Annotated in this window: 20 protein-coding genes and 1 pseudogene; 3 read left to right on the top strand and 18 right to left on the bottom strand. The window is 71.6% G+C overall.

The genetic code is table 11. The features are described 5' to 3' along the window. Positions 1 to 58: 58 nt before the first annotated feature. A complete protein-coding gene (locus E6G06_04515) occupies positions 59 to 625 on the top strand; it encodes a DUF2064 domain-containing protein (protein TML93011.1) in 567 nt (188 codons plus the stop codon). A 20-nt stretch (positions 626 to 645) separates the two neighbouring features. Here the strand turns inward: E6G06_04515 and E6G06_04510 are convergent, their stop codons facing one another. From E6G06_04510 to E6G06_04480, 7 genes are all read right to left on the bottom strand, one after another. Continuing rightward, the gene (locus E6G06_04510; GenBank protein TML93010.1) at positions 646 to 1,080 is read right to left on the bottom strand and encodes a hypothetical protein; all 435 of its coding nucleotides are present in this window, start codon (positions 1,078 to 1,080) and stop codon (positions 646 to 648) included. Between the two features lie 87 nt (positions 1,081 to 1,167). Further along, positions 1,168 to 2,406, bottom strand: a complete 1,239-nt coding sequence (locus E6G06_04505) for a redoxin domain-containing protein (GenBank protein TML93009.1) — start codon at positions 2,404 to 2,406, stop codon at positions 1,168 to 1,170. Between the two features lie 453 nt (positions 2,407 to 2,859). Beyond that, positions 2,860 to 3,780: a hypothetical protein gene (locus tag E6G06_04500; protein ID TML93008.1), complete on the bottom strand. Its 921-nt coding sequence runs from the start codon at positions 3,778 to 3,780 to the stop codon at positions 2,860 to 2,862. Beyond that, positions 3,777 to 4,964 (bottom strand): nucleotidyltransferase family protein, encoded by a 1,188-nt coding sequence (locus tag E6G06_04495; GenBank protein ID TML93007.1) that lies wholly within the window; start codon positions 4,962 to 4,964, stop codon positions 3,777 to 3,779. Before E6G06_04495 ends, E6G06_04500 begins: the two co-directional genes overlap by 4 nt. A 23-nt stretch (positions 4,965 to 4,987) precedes the next feature. Next, positions 4,988 to 5,641 (bottom strand): formate dehydrogenase, encoded by a 654-nt coding sequence (locus tag E6G06_04490; protein TML93006.1) that lies wholly within the window; start codon positions 5,639 to 5,641, stop codon positions 4,988 to 4,990. Continuing rightward, the gene (locus E6G06_04485; GenBank protein TML93048.1) at positions 5,616 to 6,305 is read right to left on the bottom strand and encodes an oxidoreductase; all 690 of its coding nucleotides are present in this window, start codon (positions 6,303 to 6,305) and stop codon (positions 5,616 to 5,618) included. The genes E6G06_04490 and E6G06_04485 overlap by 26 nt, the downstream gene beginning before the upstream one ends. A gap of 57 nt (positions 6,306 to 6,362) precedes the next feature. Next, on the bottom strand, positions 6,363 to 7,463 hold the full coding sequence (locus tag E6G06_04480; protein TML93005.1) for an Mrp/NBP35 family ATP-binding protein: 1,101 nt from the start codon (positions 7,461 to 7,463) through the stop codon (positions 6,363 to 6,365). Positions 7,464 to 7,516: 53 nt separating this feature from the next. Between E6G06_04480 and E6G06_04475 the strand changes: the two genes are divergently transcribed. Next, complete coding sequence (locus tag E6G06_04475) at positions 7,517 to 8,245, top strand: hypothetical protein (protein ID TML93004.1); 729 nt, start codon at positions 7,517 to 7,519, stop codon at positions 8,243 to 8,245. Continuing rightward, the gene (locus tag E6G06_04470; GenBank protein ID TML93003.1) at positions 8,089 to 9,357 is read left to right on the top strand and encodes a cysteine desulfurase; all 1,269 of its coding nucleotides are present in this window, start codon (positions 8,089 to 8,091) and stop codon (positions 9,355 to 9,357) included. The genes E6G06_04475 and E6G06_04470 overlap by 157 nt, the downstream gene beginning before the upstream one ends. 91 nt (positions 9,358 to 9,448) lie before the next feature. Here E6G06_04470 and E6G06_04465 read toward each other — a convergent pair whose 3' ends face one another. From E6G06_04465 to ccmA, 11 genes and pseudogenes are all read right to left on the bottom strand, one after another. Next, the gene (locus E6G06_04465) at positions 9,449 to 10,546 is read right to left on the bottom strand and encodes a hypothetical protein (GenBank protein ID TML93002.1); all 1,098 of its coding nucleotides are present in this window, start codon (positions 10,544 to 10,546) and stop codon (positions 9,449 to 9,451) included. Between the two features lie 203 nt (positions 10,547 to 10,749). Beyond that, positions 10,750 to 11,115: a hypothetical protein gene (locus E6G06_04460; GenBank protein ID TML93001.1), complete on the bottom strand. Its 366-nt coding sequence runs from the start codon at positions 11,113 to 11,115 to the stop codon at positions 10,750 to 10,752. A 34-nt stretch (positions 11,116 to 11,149) separates the two neighbouring features. After that, positions 11,150 to 12,466 (bottom strand): DUF1446 domain-containing protein, encoded by a 1,317-nt coding sequence (locus E6G06_04455; GenBank protein TML93000.1) that lies wholly within the window; start codon positions 12,464 to 12,466, stop codon positions 11,150 to 11,152. Beyond that, positions 12,463 to 13,257 carry a tetratricopeptide repeat protein gene (locus E6G06_04450; GenBank protein TML92999.1) on the bottom strand — a complete coding sequence of 265 codons (795 nt, stop codon included), beginning with the start codon at positions 13,255 to 13,257 and terminating at the stop codon, positions 12,463 to 12,465. Before E6G06_04450 ends, E6G06_04455 begins: the two co-directional genes overlap by 4 nt. Next, entirely contained in the window at positions 13,254 to 13,763 is a 510-nt protein-coding gene (locus tag E6G06_04445; protein TML92998.1) for a cytochrome c-type biogenesis protein CcmH, read from the bottom strand. The genes E6G06_04450 and E6G06_04445 overlap by 4 nt, the downstream gene beginning before the upstream one ends. Next, positions 13,760 to 14,335 (bottom strand): redoxin domain-containing protein, encoded by a 576-nt coding sequence (locus tag E6G06_04440; protein TML92997.1) that lies wholly within the window; start codon positions 14,333 to 14,335, stop codon positions 13,760 to 13,762. The genes E6G06_04445 and E6G06_04440 overlap by 4 nt, the downstream gene beginning before the upstream one ends. Continuing rightward, on the bottom strand, positions 14,332 to 16,323 hold the full coding sequence (locus tag E6G06_04435; protein ID TML92996.1) for a heme lyase CcmF/NrfE family subunit: 1,992 nt from the start codon (positions 16,321 to 16,323) through the stop codon (positions 14,332 to 14,334). The genes E6G06_04440 and E6G06_04435 overlap by 4 nt, the downstream gene beginning before the upstream one ends. Beyond that, positions 16,320 to 17,231, bottom strand: coding sequence for a cytochrome c maturation protein CcmE (locus tag E6G06_04430; GenBank protein TML92995.1), 912 nt, complete (start codon positions 17,229 to 17,231; stop codon positions 16,320 to 16,322). The genes E6G06_04435 and E6G06_04430 overlap by 4 nt, the downstream gene beginning before the upstream one ends. Further along, positions 16,921 to 17,739, bottom strand: a complete 819-nt coding sequence (locus tag E6G06_04425; protein TML92994.1) for a cytochrome C biogenesis protein — start codon at positions 17,737 to 17,739, stop codon at positions 16,921 to 16,923. Before E6G06_04425 ends, E6G06_04430 begins: the two co-directional genes overlap by 311 nt. Then, positions 17,732 to 18,313, bottom strand: a pseudogene (locus E6G06_04420) (hypothetical protein). The gene E6G06_04425 and the pseudogene E6G06_04420 overlap by 8 nt, the downstream one beginning before the upstream one ends. Further along, complete coding sequence (gene ccmA, locus E6G06_04415; protein ID TML92993.1) at positions 18,303 to 18,983, bottom strand: heme ABC exporter ATP-binding protein CcmA; 681 nt, start codon at positions 18,981 to 18,983, stop codon at positions 18,303 to 18,305. The pseudogene E6G06_04420 and the gene ccmA overlap by 11 nt, the downstream one beginning before the upstream one ends. Positions 18,984 to 19,320: the final 337 nt, after the last annotated feature.

The raw sequence follows: 19,320 nt of genomic DNA, 5'->3' as shown, positions 1-19,320 counted from the left end.
CGACGACGAGGTGTCCCCGTTCTAGCCCACCGCGCGCCGTTTGCTAGGTTGCGGCGTTGTGCGACCAGCCCTGATGGTGCTGGCGGACGACCCTGCATACGGCGTCCCCGGCCTCACCGACGATCCCGCCGTTGCCCTCCGGCTCCTCTCGGCCACGCTCGACACGGTGCGTCAGGTGGCCGGCGTCGGCCGGGTCCTGCTCGTGCACCCGCCCGACGCGGAGTCGAGCCTCACGCCCCGCGCCCTGGGCTTCCGGCTCTGGCCTCAACTCGGAGCGTCGCCCGGCGAGCGCTACGCGCGGGCGTTCCAGCAGGGGATCGACCTGGGCTACGAGGGCAGCGTCGTCATCGGGCTCAACGTGCCCGACCTCGGCGCGGCGCGCATCACCGAGGCGGTGGGCCTGCTCGAGGAGCATCAGGGCGTCGTCATCGGTGACGGCGACGGCGGCATCGGGCTGCTCGCGCTCCAGGAGCCCCAGCCGACACTGTTCACCGGCGAGACCGTGCCCGCGTACAGCGAGCTCTGCACGCGGGCCTCACAACAACTCGTGCGCCTGGTCGAGCTACCTCCACATCACGCGCTCACGCGCGACACGTTGGGCGCGTTCGCACCGTCGTCCGCCTGAGCGCGGCGGCACTGGTTGAGCTAGCCGCCGAACGTGCCGGCGCCCGCGTGCACGCGCGCGGCCGACGCCGTCTGCTGCGCGGAGATCGGCGGACACTGGGCGGCAAGGCTCACCGGGACGCACACCGGGTCGCCGCAGCAGCTGTCCACGCTGCAGACGCTTCCCGACGGGCAGACGAGGTTCTCGCAGGGCGGGAGCGACTCGCACGCCGTGCTGCCCGGAATGCACAGACCACCGCCCCCCACGACGCTCCCGCACACACAATCGATGTTGGTCGAGCACGGCGTGAACGACGCGCACGTCGCGCCCGCGCACTGCTGCGGGTTGGGCGTACCGACATTGGCGGCGCTCGCCGGCATGTGCACGGTGGTGAGCACCGGCGCCGCCCAGGCCACGCCCGCCGCGACACCGAGCCGCTTGAGCACCTCGCGTCGCGCCACACCTTCGGCATGCATGCCGGTCCCCTCGCCTCGCGTGCCCCTCCAGCATACGAGTGGCGTCATTCCCGTGGCGAGCTCACCGGCCGGCGTGGCCGGCTCTCCTCACCGGCCGGCGTGGCCGGCCGCGAGCCGCGCGAGTGCAGGAACCTGGTTCGCGCCGACTGCGAGCGCCGACGCGATCAGCCCGTGCTCGTCGACGAGATAGGCGCAGGGGGTGCCCAGACCGCGGAAGAGGTCGACCGCGTCGTCGCCCTGCAGCAGCACGGTGCAGGACAGCGCGGCATCGCGCAGCAGCGACCGGTTGTCGTCCGCCGATCCGAAGGCCAACAGCACGAGCTCCGTGTCCTGAGCGTGCAGGTCGGCGTGGAGCGACGCCAGCTCGGTCGCGATCGAGGAGCAGAACCCGCACGACGGGCTCCAGTTGACCAGCACCAGCCGGCGCCCCCGCAGGTCCGCGAGCTCGACGTCGCGGCCGTCGAGGTCGCGACGCGAGAACCGCGGGACCTCCGACCCCTGCGGCAACCCTTCGGGCTCGTACCCGTCGCCACCCGCGCGGCCGAGAGAGAGCTGGGCGGTCACGCCGTCGAGCAGGCCGGTCCGACCGAGTGCGCGTGAGAGCTCGACGACGTCGTGGGCGACGACGTCGGGGTCGGCTCCGAACGCGTCGACGAGGTCGGCGATGAGCTCGTCGAGCGACGCCGCGCCATCGAAGCACTGCCAGACGATCGTCCCGATCGGGTTGAGCCAGTGGATGAGCAGCCGCCCGTCGTCGCCCTCGGGCGCGGCGATCACCGCTTCGCCGTCGATCTCGACGAACGCCACGTCGGCCCGCGGCCGGGGCACGAAGAAGCGGTCGATCTCGGCGGGCTGGATCACGCGAGCTCGCCGCCTCTGCCCGCGCTCGACGCGAGGGCGGCCAGCGGGTGCACGAGCTCGGTCGGGTCGCTCCACGCGATGGCCGCCGGCTCGAGCTCGCGCACGACCGCGGCGAGGCCGTCCAGCGCACGCTGCACGTCGCCGCGTCCTCCGCCTCCGTCGAGCGCACCGATCGTCAGCTGGAGCGCGTGCATCACCGCCTGCGCGCGCGACAGCCGGCCGGTCACGTCGGCGCCGACCCAGAACGCCCAGCCCACGAGGGGATACCGTCCCGGCTCCACCGGCGGGTCGGGGCGGGCGGTGCCTCCGGTGAGCGCGTCGAGCCGGTCGAGCGCCTGCCAGTCGATCTCGAGCGAGGGCTCGGGCACCACGACCTCGGCCCGCGTCGGATCGACCAGCGCCCAGGGCGTGTCGGCGAAGCGCAAGCCGTGCCCGTTCAACCGGCGCTCGATCAGCTCGGGCCATTGCCGGAGCACCGCAGGTGCGAGCACGGCGGTGTCGCCGGCCACCAACGTCACGCCGTGGACCCGAAGCAGCCCCGAACCGGGATCGACGCGATGGCTCGACAGGTGGGTGAGGAGGCCGCGCACGACGCGCCGCGCGTCGCGGGTGCGCACCACCGACGCCGAGCTGCGGTACAGGAAGTGGAAGCCGGTCGCGGCGCCGGACGCAGACGGCTCACCGAGCTGCACCGAGTAGTTCGGAGGCGCTTCGACGTCGGTGACCAGATGCGCAGCGAGCGCGGCGCGCAGCACGTCGTCGACCGCGGTCGTGGTGGACCGCACCCCCAGGTACAGGCCGTCGACATCGAACGTGCTCGTGGCCGCCCACACGAGGCGGTTCAGCTTGTCGAGTCACGAGGACGGCGGGTCCGCGAGGAACCGAGGCTCCTCCGCTTCGCTGGCGTGCCCGTCCATGTCACGTCGAGAGTACGTCGCGCAACAGCGCACACGCGACGTCGAGGTCACCCACGACGAGCCGGTGACACGTCGACCGGCGGGCGACCATGGCCAGCACCTCGACGCCTCGTCGACCGTGGTGCGACAGGTTGAACGAGTTCTGCCCCATCTCCATCACCGCTTGGGCGCGGGTCATCGGCGACAGCGCGGTGCCGGCGTCACGCTCGTAGCGAGGCGCGATGACGAACGCGGGCGCAGTCGGCGGCGCGATCGCGTCGGGGCGGATCGTCCGTGCGTCGACGTGCCACTCGGTGAGGAGATAACGACGGGTGACCTCGGGGTCGACATCGGGCGTCAGGTCGGCGAGCACCTCCCACGACCCGGCGCCGACGGTGAGGGACTTCGGAAACGGGTGCACGCGCAGGGTCTCGGGATCGATGGCGGCCGCCTCGTCGCTGAGATAGCGGGCGCCGGCGCGCACGAGGCCCGCGACGAGTGTCGTCTTTCCCGACTCCATCGGAGCGGGGAACAGGACGGCTCGCCCATCCCATTCCACCGCGCCCGCATGGACGAGGACGTACCCGTCACCGGACTCGACTGCCCGACGGTTGACGTGCCACAACAAGGTGGCGACGACGAACGATCCCGAAGGTGTCAGGGCGAGCCGCTCGCGACCGAAGTAGAGCGCGTAGCGGTTCTTGGTCACATCCCCCCGGTCGAGGACCGAGTACGCGCGCGAGGTGTCGAGACCGTCGCCCGCCTGTCCGTCGAGGGACAAAGGGTCGAGCACGGCTCCGAGGTACTCGCCGAGGGCGGGGTCACAGGTACGCACCACGAAGTCGTGGGCGATCGCCCGGAAAGGACCCGACGCGTGCGCCCACGGGAGCGCGTCGAGGCGCGCGGTCGAGAGAACGGGTGGCGTGCGGATCACGGACGTCATGGTTGGCCCGTTCGTGCCGGGCCCGAGCGCTCGCGTCGGAGGATGGCGGCGACTCCGTGCCGCCACCGGTCGACGCGACCACGGTGCCTCGGGTCGAGGTAGTCGCGCGCGGGGAACGCGAGCGCGCGCAGGTACGCGGCCTTGCCGCGCACGCCGGGCACCGCGCGCAACGCCGCGGCGGACCGGGCCGAGTAACCACCGTGGGGGTCGGTGTAGGCCGCGAGCGCCCGGCGTTCGTGGTGATCGGGCCGGTAGGTCACCGCCCACGCCGCGAGGGGACTGCCGGCGACGTCGAGGCCGAAGGCCTGCCACGCGAGATGGACAGCGCGGGCCAACACCGCGTCGGCCTGCCACGAGGCGGCAAGCGCTCGCACCAGGTGCAGGTCGAGGCGCCCACCGAGGACGACCTGGGCCACGTCGCGCAGGGCGAGGAGACGGGGCGGATTGTCGCCGAGCGAGGCGTGAAAGCACGTGTGGAGGAAACGCTCCTCACGGCCGAGCGAAGACAGCGCCACGCCGCCGACGCAGAACGTCGAGGCACGCGCCCAGAGGTCGTCCAGCTTGATAGTGAGCCCGAACGGTCCCATGACGAACGTGCGGTGCAGGTCGATCTCGGTGCCCATGTCGGTGACGAAGCTCGTGCCCTTGCTGAACCGCCGGTCGAAGCCCGGGCGCGGCTGTGGGAACCGGCGTCGATGGCCGGCGCGGCCGAGGGCCGCCACCGCGTCGTCGAACTGCTCCGAGCGCACGAGGAGGTCGACGTCACCGAACGACCGCAGCTCCGGCGCGGGGTAGTCGAGGTGGGCCACGCTCGAGCCCTTGAGCGCACGAACCGCGATCCCCTCCCCGGTGAGGAGGTCCGCGGTGTCCAGGAGGAGGCGCTCGAGGACCAGCACCGTGCTCATCGCCTCGCGGTGGGCGGTGTCCGCCTCCTTCGCCTGGTCGGGCCGGGTGGGAAGCGCGCCCTCGCGCACCGCGAGGGCGAGGAACCCGGTCACCCGCTGGCTACGGCAGTGGGCGAGCAACGCCGTCCACACGCCGTCAGGCAGCCGGGCGTCGAGCGGCCGCACGAGGGGCGGCCCCAGGACGTGGTCGTGTCCTCCGCGGCCGGCCGGGCCCGCGGCCGGGAGGCCGTAGCCGGCGACGGCTGTCACGAGCTCGTGCGCGTCAGCCGGCGACGTCATCCTCCCGTCAGCGTAGGGCGTGCTCAGCCCTCGTCGGCCCGGACGTCGGGCTCCTGCACCCAGCGGGGCCGGTTGGCGCGCGCCCACCACGCGGGCACCCAGCCGCGGATCATCCCGCGCAGGGCCACCGGGTCCGCGAGCGCCTTGCCCACATGACCTGTGATGGCGACGAACAGGCCGATCGCGGTCCAGTCGTGGACGAAGGTCGCGCCCGTGCGCCAGTCGTCGGGGAACCGGGCGAACCAGTGCATGACCGATCCGGTCGCGAGCATCACGACGGCGGCGCCGGCCACGAAGGCGGCGTTCAGCTTTTGTCCCGCGTTGAACTTGGCCGGTCGCGCGAACGGATCGCGCCCGAGCGAGCGCATCCAACGTCGGTCGTCGTCGTCCCATCGGTTGAGCCGCCGAACGTCGTCCCCGAGCGCGCGCCGCCACGGGCCGACCAACGCGATGATCAACGGGATCGGCAGCAGCAACCCGGTCCACACGTGGACCACACGCACCAGCTCTCGCCGTCCGACCAGCGCCGACAGCGAGCCGACGTAGAGAACCGCTCCGGTGAACATGAGGACGCCGAACATGGCGGCGGTCGTCCAGTGGAGCATGCGCTCCACCCGGTCGAAGCGCGCGACGCGACCCTCGTCGAGCGCGTCAGACGGCCGGGTCGTCACGGCCATTCGAACGCCCAACCCACCCGTCGACGTCGTAACCGCGCACTTCCCAGTAGCCGGGCGCGGGCGTGCCGTGCGCCACGTCGATCGCTTCCAGCCATTTGCAGGACTTGTAGCCGTACATCGGGCCGACGTAGAGCCGCGCCGGCCCACCGTGCGCCGACGAGAGCGGCTTCCCCTCGAGCTCGTACGCCACCATGACGTCGTCTCGGCGCGCCTGGGCGAGCGTGAGCGTCTCGGTGTACGCGCCGTCGAACGAGCGGAACACGACCCCGCCCGCCGTCTCCTCGTCGAGACCGGCACGATCGAGCACGTCGGAGAGGCGCACGCCCGTCCACTTCACGTCGTGCACCCGCCATCCGGTGACGCATTGGAAGTCCTTGGTGAGGCGGAGCGGGGGAAATGCCCGCAGATCGGCCATCGTGAGGGTGAGCGGCGTCCGGACCGCACCGCCGACATGGAGGCGGTACTCGGCCTCGCTCCGGTGCGGGAGCCGCCCCACCACCGAGTAGATGCGGAACCGCCCCACCGGGAACAGCGACGACAGCCCGGTGCCGTCACGCGCTGTGATCGGACCCAGGATCCGCTCCATCGCGTCCTGCACGTGCGAGCCGAACACGATCCCGGTGAGACCCGCGCCGATGACGCCCAGGGCGACACGGCGCCCGATCGGCTTCTCACCCATGACACCGAGGGTACGGCTTGCGCCCACGCACCGGGCCGCGGCTCAGCGGATCGTGAGCTCGCGGCGGTAGATGCGCTTGGGCCCGTGGCCCACGATCCATCCGGCGATGGCCCCGAACGCCTCCCCCACCTCGCTGTGCGGTTGCGCGGCGACGATCGGGTTGCCCGAGTCACCGCCCTCACGCAGCTGGATCACGAGCGGCACCTGGCCGACGAGCGGCACGCCGAGTCGCTCGGCCAGCAGTTGACCACCCCCCGACCCGAAGATCTCGTAGCGACGCCCGTCGTCGCCGGTGAACCACGACATGTTCTCGATCACGCCCTTGATCTCGAGGTTCACCTTCTCCGCCATGAGCGCGGAGCGCTGGGCGACGCGCTGCGCGGCCGGTTGCGGTGTGGTGACGACATACGTCTCCGAGCGGGGGGTGAACTGTGCCATCGACAACGCGACGTCGCCGGTGCCGGGGGGCATGTCGACCAGCAGGTAGTCGGGCTCGCCCCAATAGACGTCGGTGAGGAACTGCTCGAGCGCCTTGTGCAGCATCGGCCCCCGCCAGATGACGGGCTGGTCGTCATCGGCGAAGAAGCCCATGGAGATGCACTTCACGCCGTGGGCCACCGGTGGGACGATCAGCTTGTCGATCACGAGCGGCGGCTCGCTGATGCCGAGCATCTTTGGCACCGAGAACCCGTAGACGTCGGCATCGAGGATGGCGACGTCGTGGCCGGCGGCGGCGAGCGTGACGGCGAGGTTCACCGTCACCGACGACTTGCCTACACCCCCCTTGCCCGACGAGATCCCGAGGACGCGCGTCTTCGATGCCGGGTCGCCGATCGCGACGTCGGGCAGGTGCGACCTCAGCTCCGCGAGCTCGGGCTCGGTCATCCGCTGCCACTCGACGTCGAGGCGATCGATGCCGTCGAGCGCGGACACCGCCGCATCCATGTCGGCGAGGAGCTTGTCGACGCCTGCGCCGTCGATCGGCACCGCGACGACGCATGTGGCGGTGGCGCCGCGGACGCGCACGTCGCGCACGAAGCCCAGCTCGCCGATCCCGCGCCGGAACCACGGGTCGAGGATCGGGCGCAGGGCATCGAGCACCTGCGCCTGGCCCACGCTCGCACTCGCCCGCCGGAACGGCATCGGGGCCTCCACCTCCTCGTTCGGGACATTTCCACTACGCGGATAGGTAGAATATCGGTGTGGGCGACGCCGGCACCTCCCGTGAGCAGCTTTCGCCCGAGACGTTCTCCGCCGCGGTGACGGCGGTGACGACCGCGTTCGGCGACCCGACCCGCCGCGACATCTACCTCTTCGCCCGTGAGGAGGACGATGGCGTCACCACAGCCGAGGTCGCGGAGCGGTTCGCGCTGCACCCCAACGTGGCCCGTCACCACCTCGACAAGCTGGCCGCGGGCGGGTACCTGCAGGTCGGTGTCGACCAGGTGCACGCGGGCGCGGGCCGGCCCTCGAAGCGCTACCGGGCCAGCAACAAGCAGATGGAGCTCCAGTTCCCCGCCCGCCGCGACGACCTGCTCATCGTCCTGCTCGGAAGGGCGCTCGCGCTCGTGCCGCCCGAGCAGGCCGAGGCGATGGCCGAGGAGGTGGGCCACGACTACGGCCTCTCGCTCGCCCACGACATGGCGCCCGAGGCGAGGCACCGCTCCTTCCGGGCCGCGCTGCACGCGGTGGCCGAGGCGTTCACCGCCCACGGCTTCGCGGCCCACGCCGAAGCGCGCGGCGGGTCGCTCGCCATCATCGCCGAGCAGTGCCCGTTCGGGTCGGCCGCGCAGCAGCACCCGTTCATCTGCGCCGTCGACCGGGGGATGGTGAGGGGCATGCTGGCCGGCCTCTACGGCGACACCACCCCGGAGACCACGTCGTCCCGTCCCCAGGGCGACGACGTGTGCGTCACCACCGTGTGAGCTCCCGGCACTACCTCGATCACGCGTCGACGTCGCCCGCGCGTCCTTCCGTGGTGGAGGCGATGCTCCCCCAACTCGGGGGCGGGGCCGACCCGGGCCGGGTGCACACGGAAGGACGGATCGCCCGCGGCGTCATCGAGGAGGCGCGCGAGCAGGTCGCGACGCTGCTCGGCGCCCGCGGCCGCGAGGTCGTCTTCACGAGCAGCGGCACCGAGGCCGTCAACGCCGCGACATGGGGAGCGTCGGAGCGAGGTGCGCACATCGTGTGCCCTGAAGTCGAGCACTCGTCGGTGCGTGACGCGTCGGACCGCCACGACGTGACGTGGGTCGGTGTCGACGAGGCCGGTCGCGTCGACCCGGAGCAGATGATGGCCGCCGTCGAGCCCGGTCGCACCGCGCTCGTGCACCTGCAGTGGGGAAACCACGAGGTCGGCACCCTGCAACCGGTGACCGAGGTGGTCGCCGCGTGTCGCGCTTCCGGGGTCCTCGTCCACGTCGACGCGGCCCAGGCCGCCGGTCACGTCGCGATCGACTTCGACGCGCTCGGCGCCGATCTGATGTCGGTCAGCGCCCACAAGCTCGGGGGCCCGCACGGCGCGGGCGCGCTGCTCGTGCGGCGGGGCCTACGCGTCCGGCCAATGCTCGTCGGAGGTGAGCAGGAGCGCGCGAGAAGGGCGGGGATGGAGAACGTCGCAGCCATCGCCGGGTTCGGCGCCGCGGCCGTCGCGCTCGACGCGCACACGCTCGAAGCCGAGAGCCAGGTCGCCCGCGCGCAGACCGAGCGCATCCTCGACGCGGCGCTGGCCGTCGACGACGTCGTCGCGTACGGCGACACTCGTGAGCGCCTGCCCCACCTCGTGTGCGTGGGGGTCGAGGGCGTGGAGGCGGAGGCCGTGCTCCTCGGGCTCGACCAGGCCGGCGTCGCCGCCCACTCGGGGAGCGCGTGCTCGTCGGAGTCGCTCGAGCCGTCCCCCGTCCTTGCCGCGATGGGCGTCGACGCCGAGCGCTCGCTTCGACTCTCCGTCGGTTGGTCGACCACCGACGCCGACATCGCAGCCTTCACCGAAGCCTTCCCCCGCGTCGTCGCCCGCCTCCGCGCCCTGCGCCCCTGAAGTCTGCGTTCTCGGTGCGCGCAACCACCGCGACGGTGGATGAGCGCGACGAGAAGCCGGCCATGACGAGCGTCGAAGGCAAGGACGCTCGTCACCGAGCGACGAGGAGCTCGTCGATTCGCCGGTTGAGGGTCGGTTGGTCCACCACGTGGACATAGACGTCGTGCTTGCGGGACGACGGGGTCTCCCACGACAACCCGCCCTGCGCGTTGATGACCGCTGCGCCGCCCTGACCCAACTCTGAGAAGACACCCTTCGGATCGCCGAGCGCGTACAGCAACGCGGGTGCGTCCCAGTTGCCGTCCCCCGGTGGTGCACAGCCAAACAGTGCCTCGTACACGACACGCATCGGATGGTCGATCGGCGCTGCCGTGCACAGCGTTCCTCCGACCTTGGTGTTGATCCCACCGAAACCGTCGACCCAGGCAATCGGCGTGGGCCATCCCTCTCCGCCGACCACCGCGCTCGCGGCCGCGAGATCGATTTTCTGGTTCGTGAGCGCCGGAGCACCACCGGGGAACAGTCCATCCATGATCACGAGCCGCGTCACCTTCTTCTCGACCAGTGCCCGCCCGTCGAGCGGGCTCGCCGCATCGGCCTTCGAATCGAGCAGGCCGGCGAGGTTCGTGTATCCGCCGAGCGACACGATGGTCACGCGGTGATCGGGCGCGCTCGTCAGCAGACGCCGGTAGAGGGCAACCGCGCCGGGGACGTCGTGGCTGGTCTTGACCGAGTGGGGAAGCCGGCTGACCAGCTTGTCGGTGTAGCCGTGGGAGAAGGTGTCCGCGTCGCTCCCGGCGACGGCGCCCAACGGAATGTCGCCGTGGTCATACGCGGTGTCGATGGCATCGATGGCGGCGACCGCCACCGCGTTGCGGACATCGGACACGACGCCAAGGATGCGAACCTCGCCGCGCTCTTGCAGCACGTTGGCCAGTCCGACGGCAGTGGCGTCGTCCCACCACAGAGACAGGTCGGTGTCGATGATCACGCTCGGTTCGGACGTGGCCGCCTGCGTCGGCTCGGACGTGCCGGCCCGCGCCGCGCCGGCTTGCGGGTGCGATGCGCTCGACCGGCAGGCGGGGATGAAGGCGGTGGCCACGATGAGGGTGGCGATCATGGTGGCCGTGCCCCGCACCGACCCACGCCGTCGCGGCGACCGGTACCGACCCGCCGTCCACTCGCTCATGGCTCACAGGCTGCCAGGTTCACGCGGGCCGAGCGGCGGTCACCGACCCCAGTGCCTCCTAGCGCTGCAGCACAACCATGTACGTCGCGGTGGAACGCGCCAGAACTCGACTCTGGGCGTCCTCGACCGCGCACTCGCAACTGTCCCATGGCGCGCATTCAAGCACGAGGACCGGTTCGGTCCCGTTGGATGCGAGGGGCGACTCAGCCCGGTAGTGGCGCGTGCCGGCGACGCGCGTTCGCCGCGACCTCGTCGGGGACGTCGACCCACATCCGCAGGAGCGACGCGCCATGGGTCTTGCCCAGGTTGTCGCTGCGGAGGCTGCGCGGCGCTCCGCCGCCGAGCGCGCCGTGCATCACGAACTTCAGCGCCCAGACGTTGTGGGCCTCGTAGCGGAGGACGTCACCGCGCACCAGGTCGCCGAAGTGGGCCTTGACCCGCGCGGCCGTGACCTCGGCGCGGATCGCCTCGTAGGCGGCCTCGTCGTCGGCGAACAGCGAGACGTCGCTGATGTCGCCCTTGTCGCCCGAGCGCGCACCACACAGGTCGCGGAGCTGGATCTTCGCCACGCCGAGAGTCTTACAACCGGGCGGGCGCAGCGCGCTACAGCTCGTCCACCTCGACGCGAACCTGGGCATCGACGAGCGTCCGGTCGACCAGGAAGGGCTCGACCGACAGGAGTTGCGTGGGTCGGCCCGCGCCGCCCCGGCCCATCCCGCTGATCGTCGGCGGCCCGGAAAGGCCGAGCACGCCGATCTCCCGCGCCACCCGGCCCGCCGACTCCGGGTCGTTGGTGCGCCAGGCCAGCCGGCCGACGACCTCGGGCGGCTCGCAACCCGGGTGGTCCCCGACGGTGGGCCCTCCGTAGGCGTTCACCCCGAAGTACTCCTCGTGCCACTCCTCGATCGGGACCCCGTTCGCCTCGGCGCGGGTGCGCACGAAGCGGAGCGCGGCGCGCGCCTTGGCCTCGGCGTCGGGCCACGAGTACGCCAGCCGCGCTTCGCCGGCCCAACCCGCGGGCGTGCACACCAGGCCCTTGTAGGTCTCGGGTGCGGGCGCGCCGCGCGTGCCACTCACGCGCACGCGGTCGTCGCCCAGGTCGTGCAGGGTGAGCGACGTGAAGTCGGCCACGACGTCGGGGCTGAGGTAGCGCGACGGGTCGTGCACCTCGTAGAGCAACTGCTCGCGCACGGTGTCGAACGTCACCATGCCGCCCGCGGTCGACGGCTTCGTGATGACAGCCGTTCCGTCCTCCTCGACCTCGGCGATCGGGAACGCGATGCGCGCCGGCGCCGGGTTCTCCCACCAGGCTCCCGAGTAATTGCCACCCGTCACCTGTCCGCTGCACTCGAGCAGGTGGCCGACAACGACACCCGCAGCCAGACGGTCCCAGTCGTCCCAGCGCCACCCGAGCTCGTGCACGAGCGGTGCGAGGAACAACGCCGCGTCCGCCACGCGACCCGTGATCACGATGTGGGCGCCCGCGTCGAGCGCGTCGACGATCGGTCGTGCTCCGAGGTAGGCGTTGGCGAAGAGCGCGTCGTCGGGCAGACCCAGCGCCGACGCCCGGGGTCGCACGTCGTCGCCCACGACCGTCGCCACCTTGAGGCCGCTCACCCCGAGCGCGGCCGCGGTCGCCTTCACCGCGCGACCCGCGGCGATCGGGTTGATGCCGCCGGCGTTGGTGATGAACCGCGTGCGACCGTCGAGCACGAACGGGAGCGCCGCCTGGAGGTACAACGGCAGGTCACGCGTGAAGCCGAGGCTCTCATCGCGCTGACGGTCCTTCTGCAGGATCGCGAGCGTGAGCTCGGCGAGCGCCTCACACACGAGGTAGTCCACCCCCGCGTCGAGCAGGTCGGCGACCGGCGCGACACCGTCGCCGTAGAAGCCCTGGCCCCCTCCCAGGCGCACTGTCACGGCGTCGACGCTGCCGGAGGGCAGGTGATCCCCGTCGGAGCCTGACCCACGTCGCAGAGGGCGAGGTTCAGCTCCTGCTCCACCCGCTGGCGGAACTCCTGTGGGGGGTTGGTCGCGAGGAAGGTGCGGTACTCGGGGATGGCCGCGGCCGCATCGTGCTTGCCGTGACGCAGCACCCAGCCGCGGAAGAAATGTGCGTCGGGGAAGCGGGGGTCGGCGGCGACGGCCCGGTCGAGCGACTGCAACGCCCGGTCGGTGAAATCGGTGGGGCTGGCCTGGAAGAGGAGCCAGCCGCGGTACGTGAGCGCCTCGACGTTGTCGGGCTCACCCTTCAGCACCTTGTCATACAGCTTGAGCGCGTCGAGGTAGTTGCGCTCGCTGAAGAGCTGTCGCGCGCGCGTGAGGTCGTCGAGCGGAGCCGTCGAGGGCACCGCGCCCGTGAGGGGTCGGCCGGCCACGCGCTCGCCCGCGGACCGGGCGACGAGCACACCGGCGAGGACGGCGACGGCCAGCACGCCGGCGCTGACCAGCGCGACGAACCGCGGGGCGCGCCGCTTCCCCGCCTCTTCGACTGTGACCATCGCGGCGACATCGTGGTTCTCGAGGGCGCGCAGCACCGCCGCGGCCCGCGCCGTGTAGTCGTCGCGCAGCCGGGCGTGATCGAGCTCGTCGATGTCGCCCGCCTCACGTTCGAGCTCGAGGTCGCGCAACGACGTGAGGAGGAAGTCACGCTCCTCCTCGAGCCGGGCCCGCTCGTCGACGTCGACGCCGTCGCGAGGCACCACCGTCACCTGTCCCCCTTACTGCTTCCACTCCCTGCTGCGGAGGGAAGGCCCGCGAGGGCGCGTTCGACGAGCGCACGGTCGTCGGCGGTCGGATCGAGCCCGACGCGGTGCCAACGCCGGAAGGCGAGCGCCAGACCTGCGACCGCGCAGACGAAGGCGGCCACCGGGAGGGCCCAGACCAGCCCGGCCACACCCGAGCCGCCCGGCTTCAAGAGGATGTCGTCGCCGTACGCGCTGACGAGGAACGCACGGATCTCCGCGTCGGACTCACCCTGCTCGACGCGCTTTGCGATGGCGACGCGGACCGCCTCCGCCGCCGGCGCGTCGGACTCCGCGGCTGAGAGCTGGCGACAGGTCGGGCACCGCACCTCGGACGCCACGCGCTTCACACGCGCCTGCGTCGTCTCCGGCCGCGAATCGCGGTGGGTCGAGATGGTGAACGCGGTGACGAGCAGCACGCCCATCACCAGCCAGGGCAACAGCTGACGCGGTCGCACGGGTCGCGACGTCACCGCTTCACCCCGGTCGACGACGCCAGGATCTGCTCGAGGCCGTCGGCGGTCGCGGGTCCGACGATCTTGGCCACCACCACACCGCCCGGGCTGATCACGAAGGACTCCGGCGGACCGCGCACACCGAACTCGAGCGCGATCTGTCCCTGTGGGTCCTCGAGCACCGGCCAGTCCCCACCGTTCTCGCGGAGGAAGTCGCGCACATTGCCGGGCTTGTCGCTGAACACCACCCCGAGCACCTGGCCGTCGCCGCCGGCTCGGTGGCGGGTGTCGAAATCGACGAGCTGCGGATGCTCCTGCCGGCACGGCACGCACCAGCTGGCGACGAAGTTCAGCACGACCCAGCGTCCCCGCAGCGAGCTGAGGGTGAGGCGGTCGCCGGCCAACGTCTTCCCGTCGATCTCGGGCGCCGGCTTCCCGAGCAACGGGCTGCCGGCGAGCTTGTCGGCTGCGGAGTCGCGAGTGGCCAGGACGCCGACGAGGAAGGCAAGCAGCACACCGACGGCGAGCGCGACCCAGAGGGCGGTGTGACGCCGCGTGCCGGTGCGCGGCGGGACGGAGATCGTCGTCACCCGACCACCGCGGGCTCGAGCAGACGTTCGTCCGGAACCGGCGCGGACGCCGGTGACGTCGGGCGACGCCTCCTACGACCCGGCCACGCGGCAAGGAACGTGCCGACTCCCATGAGGCCGCCGCCGATCCAGAGCCAGGCGATCAGGGGTTGCACGACAACTCCGATCGTCGCGGTGCGACTCCCCTGCTCGGGCGCGGCGACGAGCGTGAGGTAGACGTCTTCGAGCAAGCCGGTCTTCACCGACGGGGAGCCGATGGCCTGGGTGGCGAAGGGGAACTCGTGGAGGGCGGGGCTGAACACCTTGCCGCCGTCGATCCGGACACGAGCCTCCATGCTCGTCTTGTTGCTGTGCGTCACCTGCGTGGTGCCGAGGTAGGTGACGCGGTGGCCGGCGACCTCGGCCGACCGGCCCGGTGTCAAGCGGAACTCACCGGAGGCGCGGTACGCGTGGCTGGCCGCGAAGGCCACCGCGATCAGCACGACACCGAGGTGCACGACCATCCCGCCGTTGGCCCGGCCGATGAGCCCGCGCCAGGCCCCGCTCCCCTGGGCGCGGGAGCGGCGAGCCGAGAGCACCAGCTGGCGAAGGGCGGCCGTCGCCGCGAACGCGCCGAGCGTGAACGCGAGCAGCGCGGCCGGGCCGCGGTAGCCCAAGGCGACGACGACCACCGCGGTGATCGTGGCCGCCCACGCGGGCCACAACAGTCGCTGGCGCAGCACCTCACCGGAGGCCTTGCGCCACGGCAGGGCGGGAGCGACCGCCATGAGGAACAGGAGCAGGAACCCCACCGGCATCGTCATCCGGTCGAAGTAGGGACCGCCGACGGACAGGCGGTCGCCGTTCAACGCCTCCGCCACGAGCGGGAACACGGTGCCCATGAGCACCACGAACGCGAAGGCGGCGAACAACACGTTGTTGGCGAGGAACGCGCCCTCCCGCGAGACGGGCGAGTCGATGGAGCCGGGCGAGCGCAGGCGGTCGCCACGCCATCCGATGAGCCCGACGCCGACGGCGACCGTGAGGCCGAAGAAGCCGAGGATCATCGGACCGATGGCCGACTCGGTGAACGCGTGCACCGAGTCGAGCACGCCCGAGCGGGTGAGGAACGTGCCCAGGATCGTGAGCGAGAAGGTGGCCAGGAGGAGCGAGAGGTTCCACACACGCAACATGCCGCGGCGCTCCTGCACCATCACCGAGTGGACGTACGCGGTCGCGGTGAGCCAGGGAAGGAACGAGGCGTTCTCGACCGGGTCCCACGCCCAGTAGCCACCCCAACCCAGCACCTCGTACGACCACCACGCGCCGAGCACGATGCCGACCGTGAGGAAGCCCCACGCGAAGAGCGTCCACCTCCGGGTCTCGATCAGCCAGCCCTCGCCCAGACGACCGGTGACGAGCGCGGCGACGGCGAAGGCGAACGGGATCGTGAACCCGACGTAGCCGAGGTAGAGCATCGGTGGATGGAAGGCAACCAGCGGATGGTTCTGCAACAGCGGGTTGGGCCCCGGGCCGTCGGTGGGGATCGTCCCGCTCACCAACCTGAACGGGTTGGCGGGCCCGACCATCAGCAGGAAGAAGAACGCGGCCACGACGAAGACCGTCAACGTGGCCCACGCGACCAGCGGATCGGTGACCCGGTCGCGGAAATGTCGCACCAGCAACACGAGGTAACCGGCGAGCACGAGCGCCCACAGCAGGATCGATCCCTCGAGCGCGGACCACATGGTGGTGATCGTGAAGAGGAGCGGTGTCTCGCGGCTCCCGTGCTCGGCCACGTACTTGAGCGAGAAGTCGTGGCGGATCAGCGCGACCTCCATCGCCACGGTCGCGAGGAGCGCACCCGTCGCGACGACCCACGCGTAGCGCTGCCCCGAGTGCAGGAGGCGCGCGTCGTGCCTGCGCAGCCCCAAGCCGAGCGTCACGACGCCCAGCACCGCGCCCACCAGCCCGAGGCTGACGGCCGCCGTCCCGAGGACGGCGCTCACGGCGCGGGGACCGTCGTGGTGACGCGCTCCGGGTTCTTGGCCACGTATGACTCGGAGTGCTTCACCAGGATGCGGTCGCTGTCGAAGGTCTGGCTGCCGGCCGCGAATCGGCCCTCGAGCACGACGGGAATCCCCGGCTTGAACAGACCCGGCTGGTTCCCGCGGTGCACCACGTCGACGATCGTCCCCTTGCTCTCGATGCGGAAGTCGAGCCCGTCGTCGCGCTCGCGGACACTTCCCTGCACGACCGTGCCCTCGATGCGGAAACGATGGGTGCCGAGCTCGTTTCGCTTCGCCACCGCCTCGTCGGCGGTCCGGAAGTAGAGCGTCGCGTTGTCGAGGCCCCGGAACACGAGGAAGCCGAGGGCCGCCACGATGATCGCTCCCACGACCCAGAGGCGGCGAGCGTTGCCCGAGCGGGGCCGTACCCGAGGCGCGGCAGGTACCGGCGCCGACCCGTCGACCCCTACCGCCACCGCCGCTCCTCGGGGGGCAGGGCGCGACTGAGAGCGCGTCCCCTCGCGATGACGCGCCACGCGTACGCGCCGAGCGCGACGAAGGTGATGCCGTACCCCGCCGCGACGTAGCCCGCGTACGTCACCGTGGGCCGGCCACGAGCGCGGCGGCGCCCTCCGCCCGCCGTTCGGCGAGGGCGGTCTCGAGCACACGGTCCTCGAGGCGCTCCTCGAGCCAGGCCACGCGGAAGCGGTGGATGAGCAGCCACGCGTACACGAGGGTGAAGGCGATGACCCCGACGAACAGCGTCCACGCCATCGAGCCGTGGATGGCGGGGTCGAGGAGGCGGCGCTCGTCGAGGATCGACGCGGGCTGGTGCAGGGTGCGCCACCACTCGACCGACAGATGCACGATCGGCACCCCGACGAACGCGGCGAGGGCGGCGATGGCACATCGCTTCGAGCGCACGTCGGTGTCGTCGGGAACGCGACGCAGCGCGAGGTAGCCGAGGTAGAGCACGAAGAGCACGGCCGTCGTGGTGAGCCGCGCGTCCCAGGTCCACCACACGCCCCACGTCGTGCGACCCCAGATCGAGCCGATGACGAGCGTCAGACCGAGGAAGAGGACGCCGATCTCGGCGGAAGCACCCGCGGCCAGGTCCCAGAAGCGGGAGCGGGTGCGGGGCCAGAGGTAGAGCGCGCTGCACAACGTCGTCACGCCGAAGGACAGGTAGAGCGCGAGCCACGCCGTCGGCACATGGATGTAGAGCAGCCGGACCGCATCCTTCTGGTTGACGTCTGCCGGGCTCACGACGAGCGCGAGCACCGCGGTGAGCGCCAAACCACCGAGCGCGAACGCGCCGAGGATGCGGGTGGCAGGCGTCGACGTGGTCAACTTTCCTCCAGGAGGGGTCCGAAGGCGACGATGCCGAAGCGAGGAGCTGTGCCCACGGCCAGCCATTGGCGGGCTCGCCCGCGAGCGCGTATTCAGTGGCGCGGGTGGCGCCGAGAACGAGCGGTGCGAGGACCGGGAGCAAGAGCAGTGGCAGCAGCGTCTCGCGCACGCGCAATCCCCCGACGAGCACCCCGAACACCGTGCCCGCGGCGGCGAGACCGACCGTCGCCAACACACAGGTCGTGGCGAGCAGGACGGCGCCACCCAAGGCCGCGTCGTACAGCACGACGACACCGATGCCGAGAGCGACCTCGAGCAACGCCAGCTGGAGGCCGACGGCCGCGGCCTTGCCGATGAAGATCCCGGCCGGGTCGAGACCCGACAATCGCAGCGCGTCGCGACCGCCGTCGGCCGCTTCGATTGCGAAGCTACGCTGGACCGCCAGGAGGGTCGAGAAGACCACCGCGACCCAGAACAGGCCGGGGGCCGCTTTGGCGAGGAATCCCCGGTCGGGGTCAAGGGCGAAGGCGAAGACGATCAACACCAACAACGCGTACGGGGCAACCTGGTTGGTCGCGACCCTCGAGCGCAGCTCGACGCGAAGGTCTTTCCCGGCGACGAGCGCGGCATCACGAAACATGGAGCGGCTCCCGACCTGCGACGGCAGCCGGTCGCACCTGCACCTGGCCTCCTGCCATGTCCACGACCCGGTGAGCCAGGGCGCGGGCACGCTCGACCTCGTGGGACGCCAGCAACACGGTGGCGCCACCGGCAGTCGCCTCGCGCACCAGCGCGTCCAGCACGTCGCGCCCGTCGGCGTCGAGCCCGGCGTGCGGCTCGTCGAGCAGCCACAGCTCGGCTCGCCGCGCGAGAAGCGCGGCGACCGACGCTCGACGGCGCTGCCCCGCCGACAGCTTGGCCACAGGCACATGCCGCAGACGGCCGTCGAGGGCGAGCCGGGCCATCGCCTCCTCAGCGACGCGTACGTCCGCGCCCACCGCTCGCGCGGCAAAGCGCAGGTTGTCGGCGACGGTCAGGTCCTCGTAGAGCGACCCGGTGTGACCGAGGAGGGCCACCCGGCGACGGACCGTCCGCCGGTCACGACGCAGGTCATGGCCCAGCACCTCGGCCTCTCCCGACGCGATGGCGACCAGGCCCGCGCACGTGCGGAGGAGGGTGGTCTTCCCCGCGCCGTTCGGCCCCTGGAGCAGCACGATCTCGCCGCGCGCGACGTCGAGGTCGACGCCTGCGAGGGCGGGAAATCGGCCGAGGAGCGAGACCGCGGAGCGAAAGCGGACGGCGGCAGTCATGTGAAGCCGTTCCCTAAGCTATCGGCGCTCCCGAAGGTAGGTCCAAGCAAGCCCGGAGCAAATGTGACGAGACGACGGCGATGCGCAAGCTGACCGCGCAGGAGCTCGCCGCGCTCGAGATCATCCGCCGCGGCAGCGAGGCGGTGACCGGCATCCAGGGCACCTTCAACGGTGAGGACGCCATCTTCATCGTCCAGGTGTCTCCGGTCGAGGGCTCCGAAGAGCTCCGCATCTATCCCCTCGCCATGCTGCTCCGCGACGAGGACATGCCGTTCGTGGGAGGCCCGCACGACGAGCACCCGGTCGGGCCCGAGCGAGCGGAGTGGCCGGACCAGAC

The sequence above is a fragment of the Actinomycetota bacterium genome, assembly GCA_005888325.1.
Classification (GTDB): Bacteria; Actinomycetota; Acidimicrobiia; order Acidimicrobiales; family AC-14; genus AC-14.
This window is presented reverse-complemented; position numbering and strand designations above follow the sequence as displayed.

What these genes read in the sequence shown, in the direction of transcription:
- E6G06_04510 (TML93010.1), bottom strand. Translation starts at nt 1,080, where the DNA reads ATGCATGCCGAAGGTGTGGCGCGACGCGAGGTGCTCAAGCGGCTCGGT.
- E6G06_04505 (TML93009.1), bottom strand. Translation starts at nt 2,406, where the DNA reads ATGGCCCGAGCTGATCGAGCGCCGGTTGAACGGGCACGGCTTGCGCTT.
- E6G06_04500 (TML93008.1), bottom strand. Translation starts at nt 3,780, where the DNA reads ATGACGTCCGTGATCCGCACGCCACCCGTTCTCTCGACCGCGCGCCTC.
- E6G06_04495 (TML93007.1), bottom strand. Translation starts at nt 4,964, where the DNA reads ATGACGTCGCCGGCTGACGCGCACGAGCTCGTGACAGCCGTCGCCGGC.
- E6G06_04490 (TML93006.1), bottom strand. Translation starts at nt 5,641, where the DNA reads ATGGCCGTGACGACCCGGCCGTCTGACGCGCTCGACGAGGGTCGCGTC.
- E6G06_04480 (TML93005.1), bottom strand. Translation starts at nt 7,463, where the DNA reads ATGCCGTTCCGGCGGGCGAGTGCGAGCGTGGGCCAGGCGCAGGTGCTC.
- E6G06_04465 (TML93002.1), bottom strand. Translation starts at nt 10,546, where the DNA reads ATGAGCGAGTGGACGGCGGGTCGGTACCGGTCGCCGCGACGGCGTGGG.
- E6G06_04425 (TML92994.1), bottom strand. Translation starts at nt 17,739, where the DNA reads ATGGCTGGCCGTGGGCACAGCTCCTCGCTTCGGCATCGTCGCCTTCGG.
- ccmA (TML92993.1), bottom strand. Translation starts at nt 18,983, where the DNA reads ATGACTGCCGCCGTCCGCTTTCGCTCCGCGGTCTCGCTCCTCGGCCGA.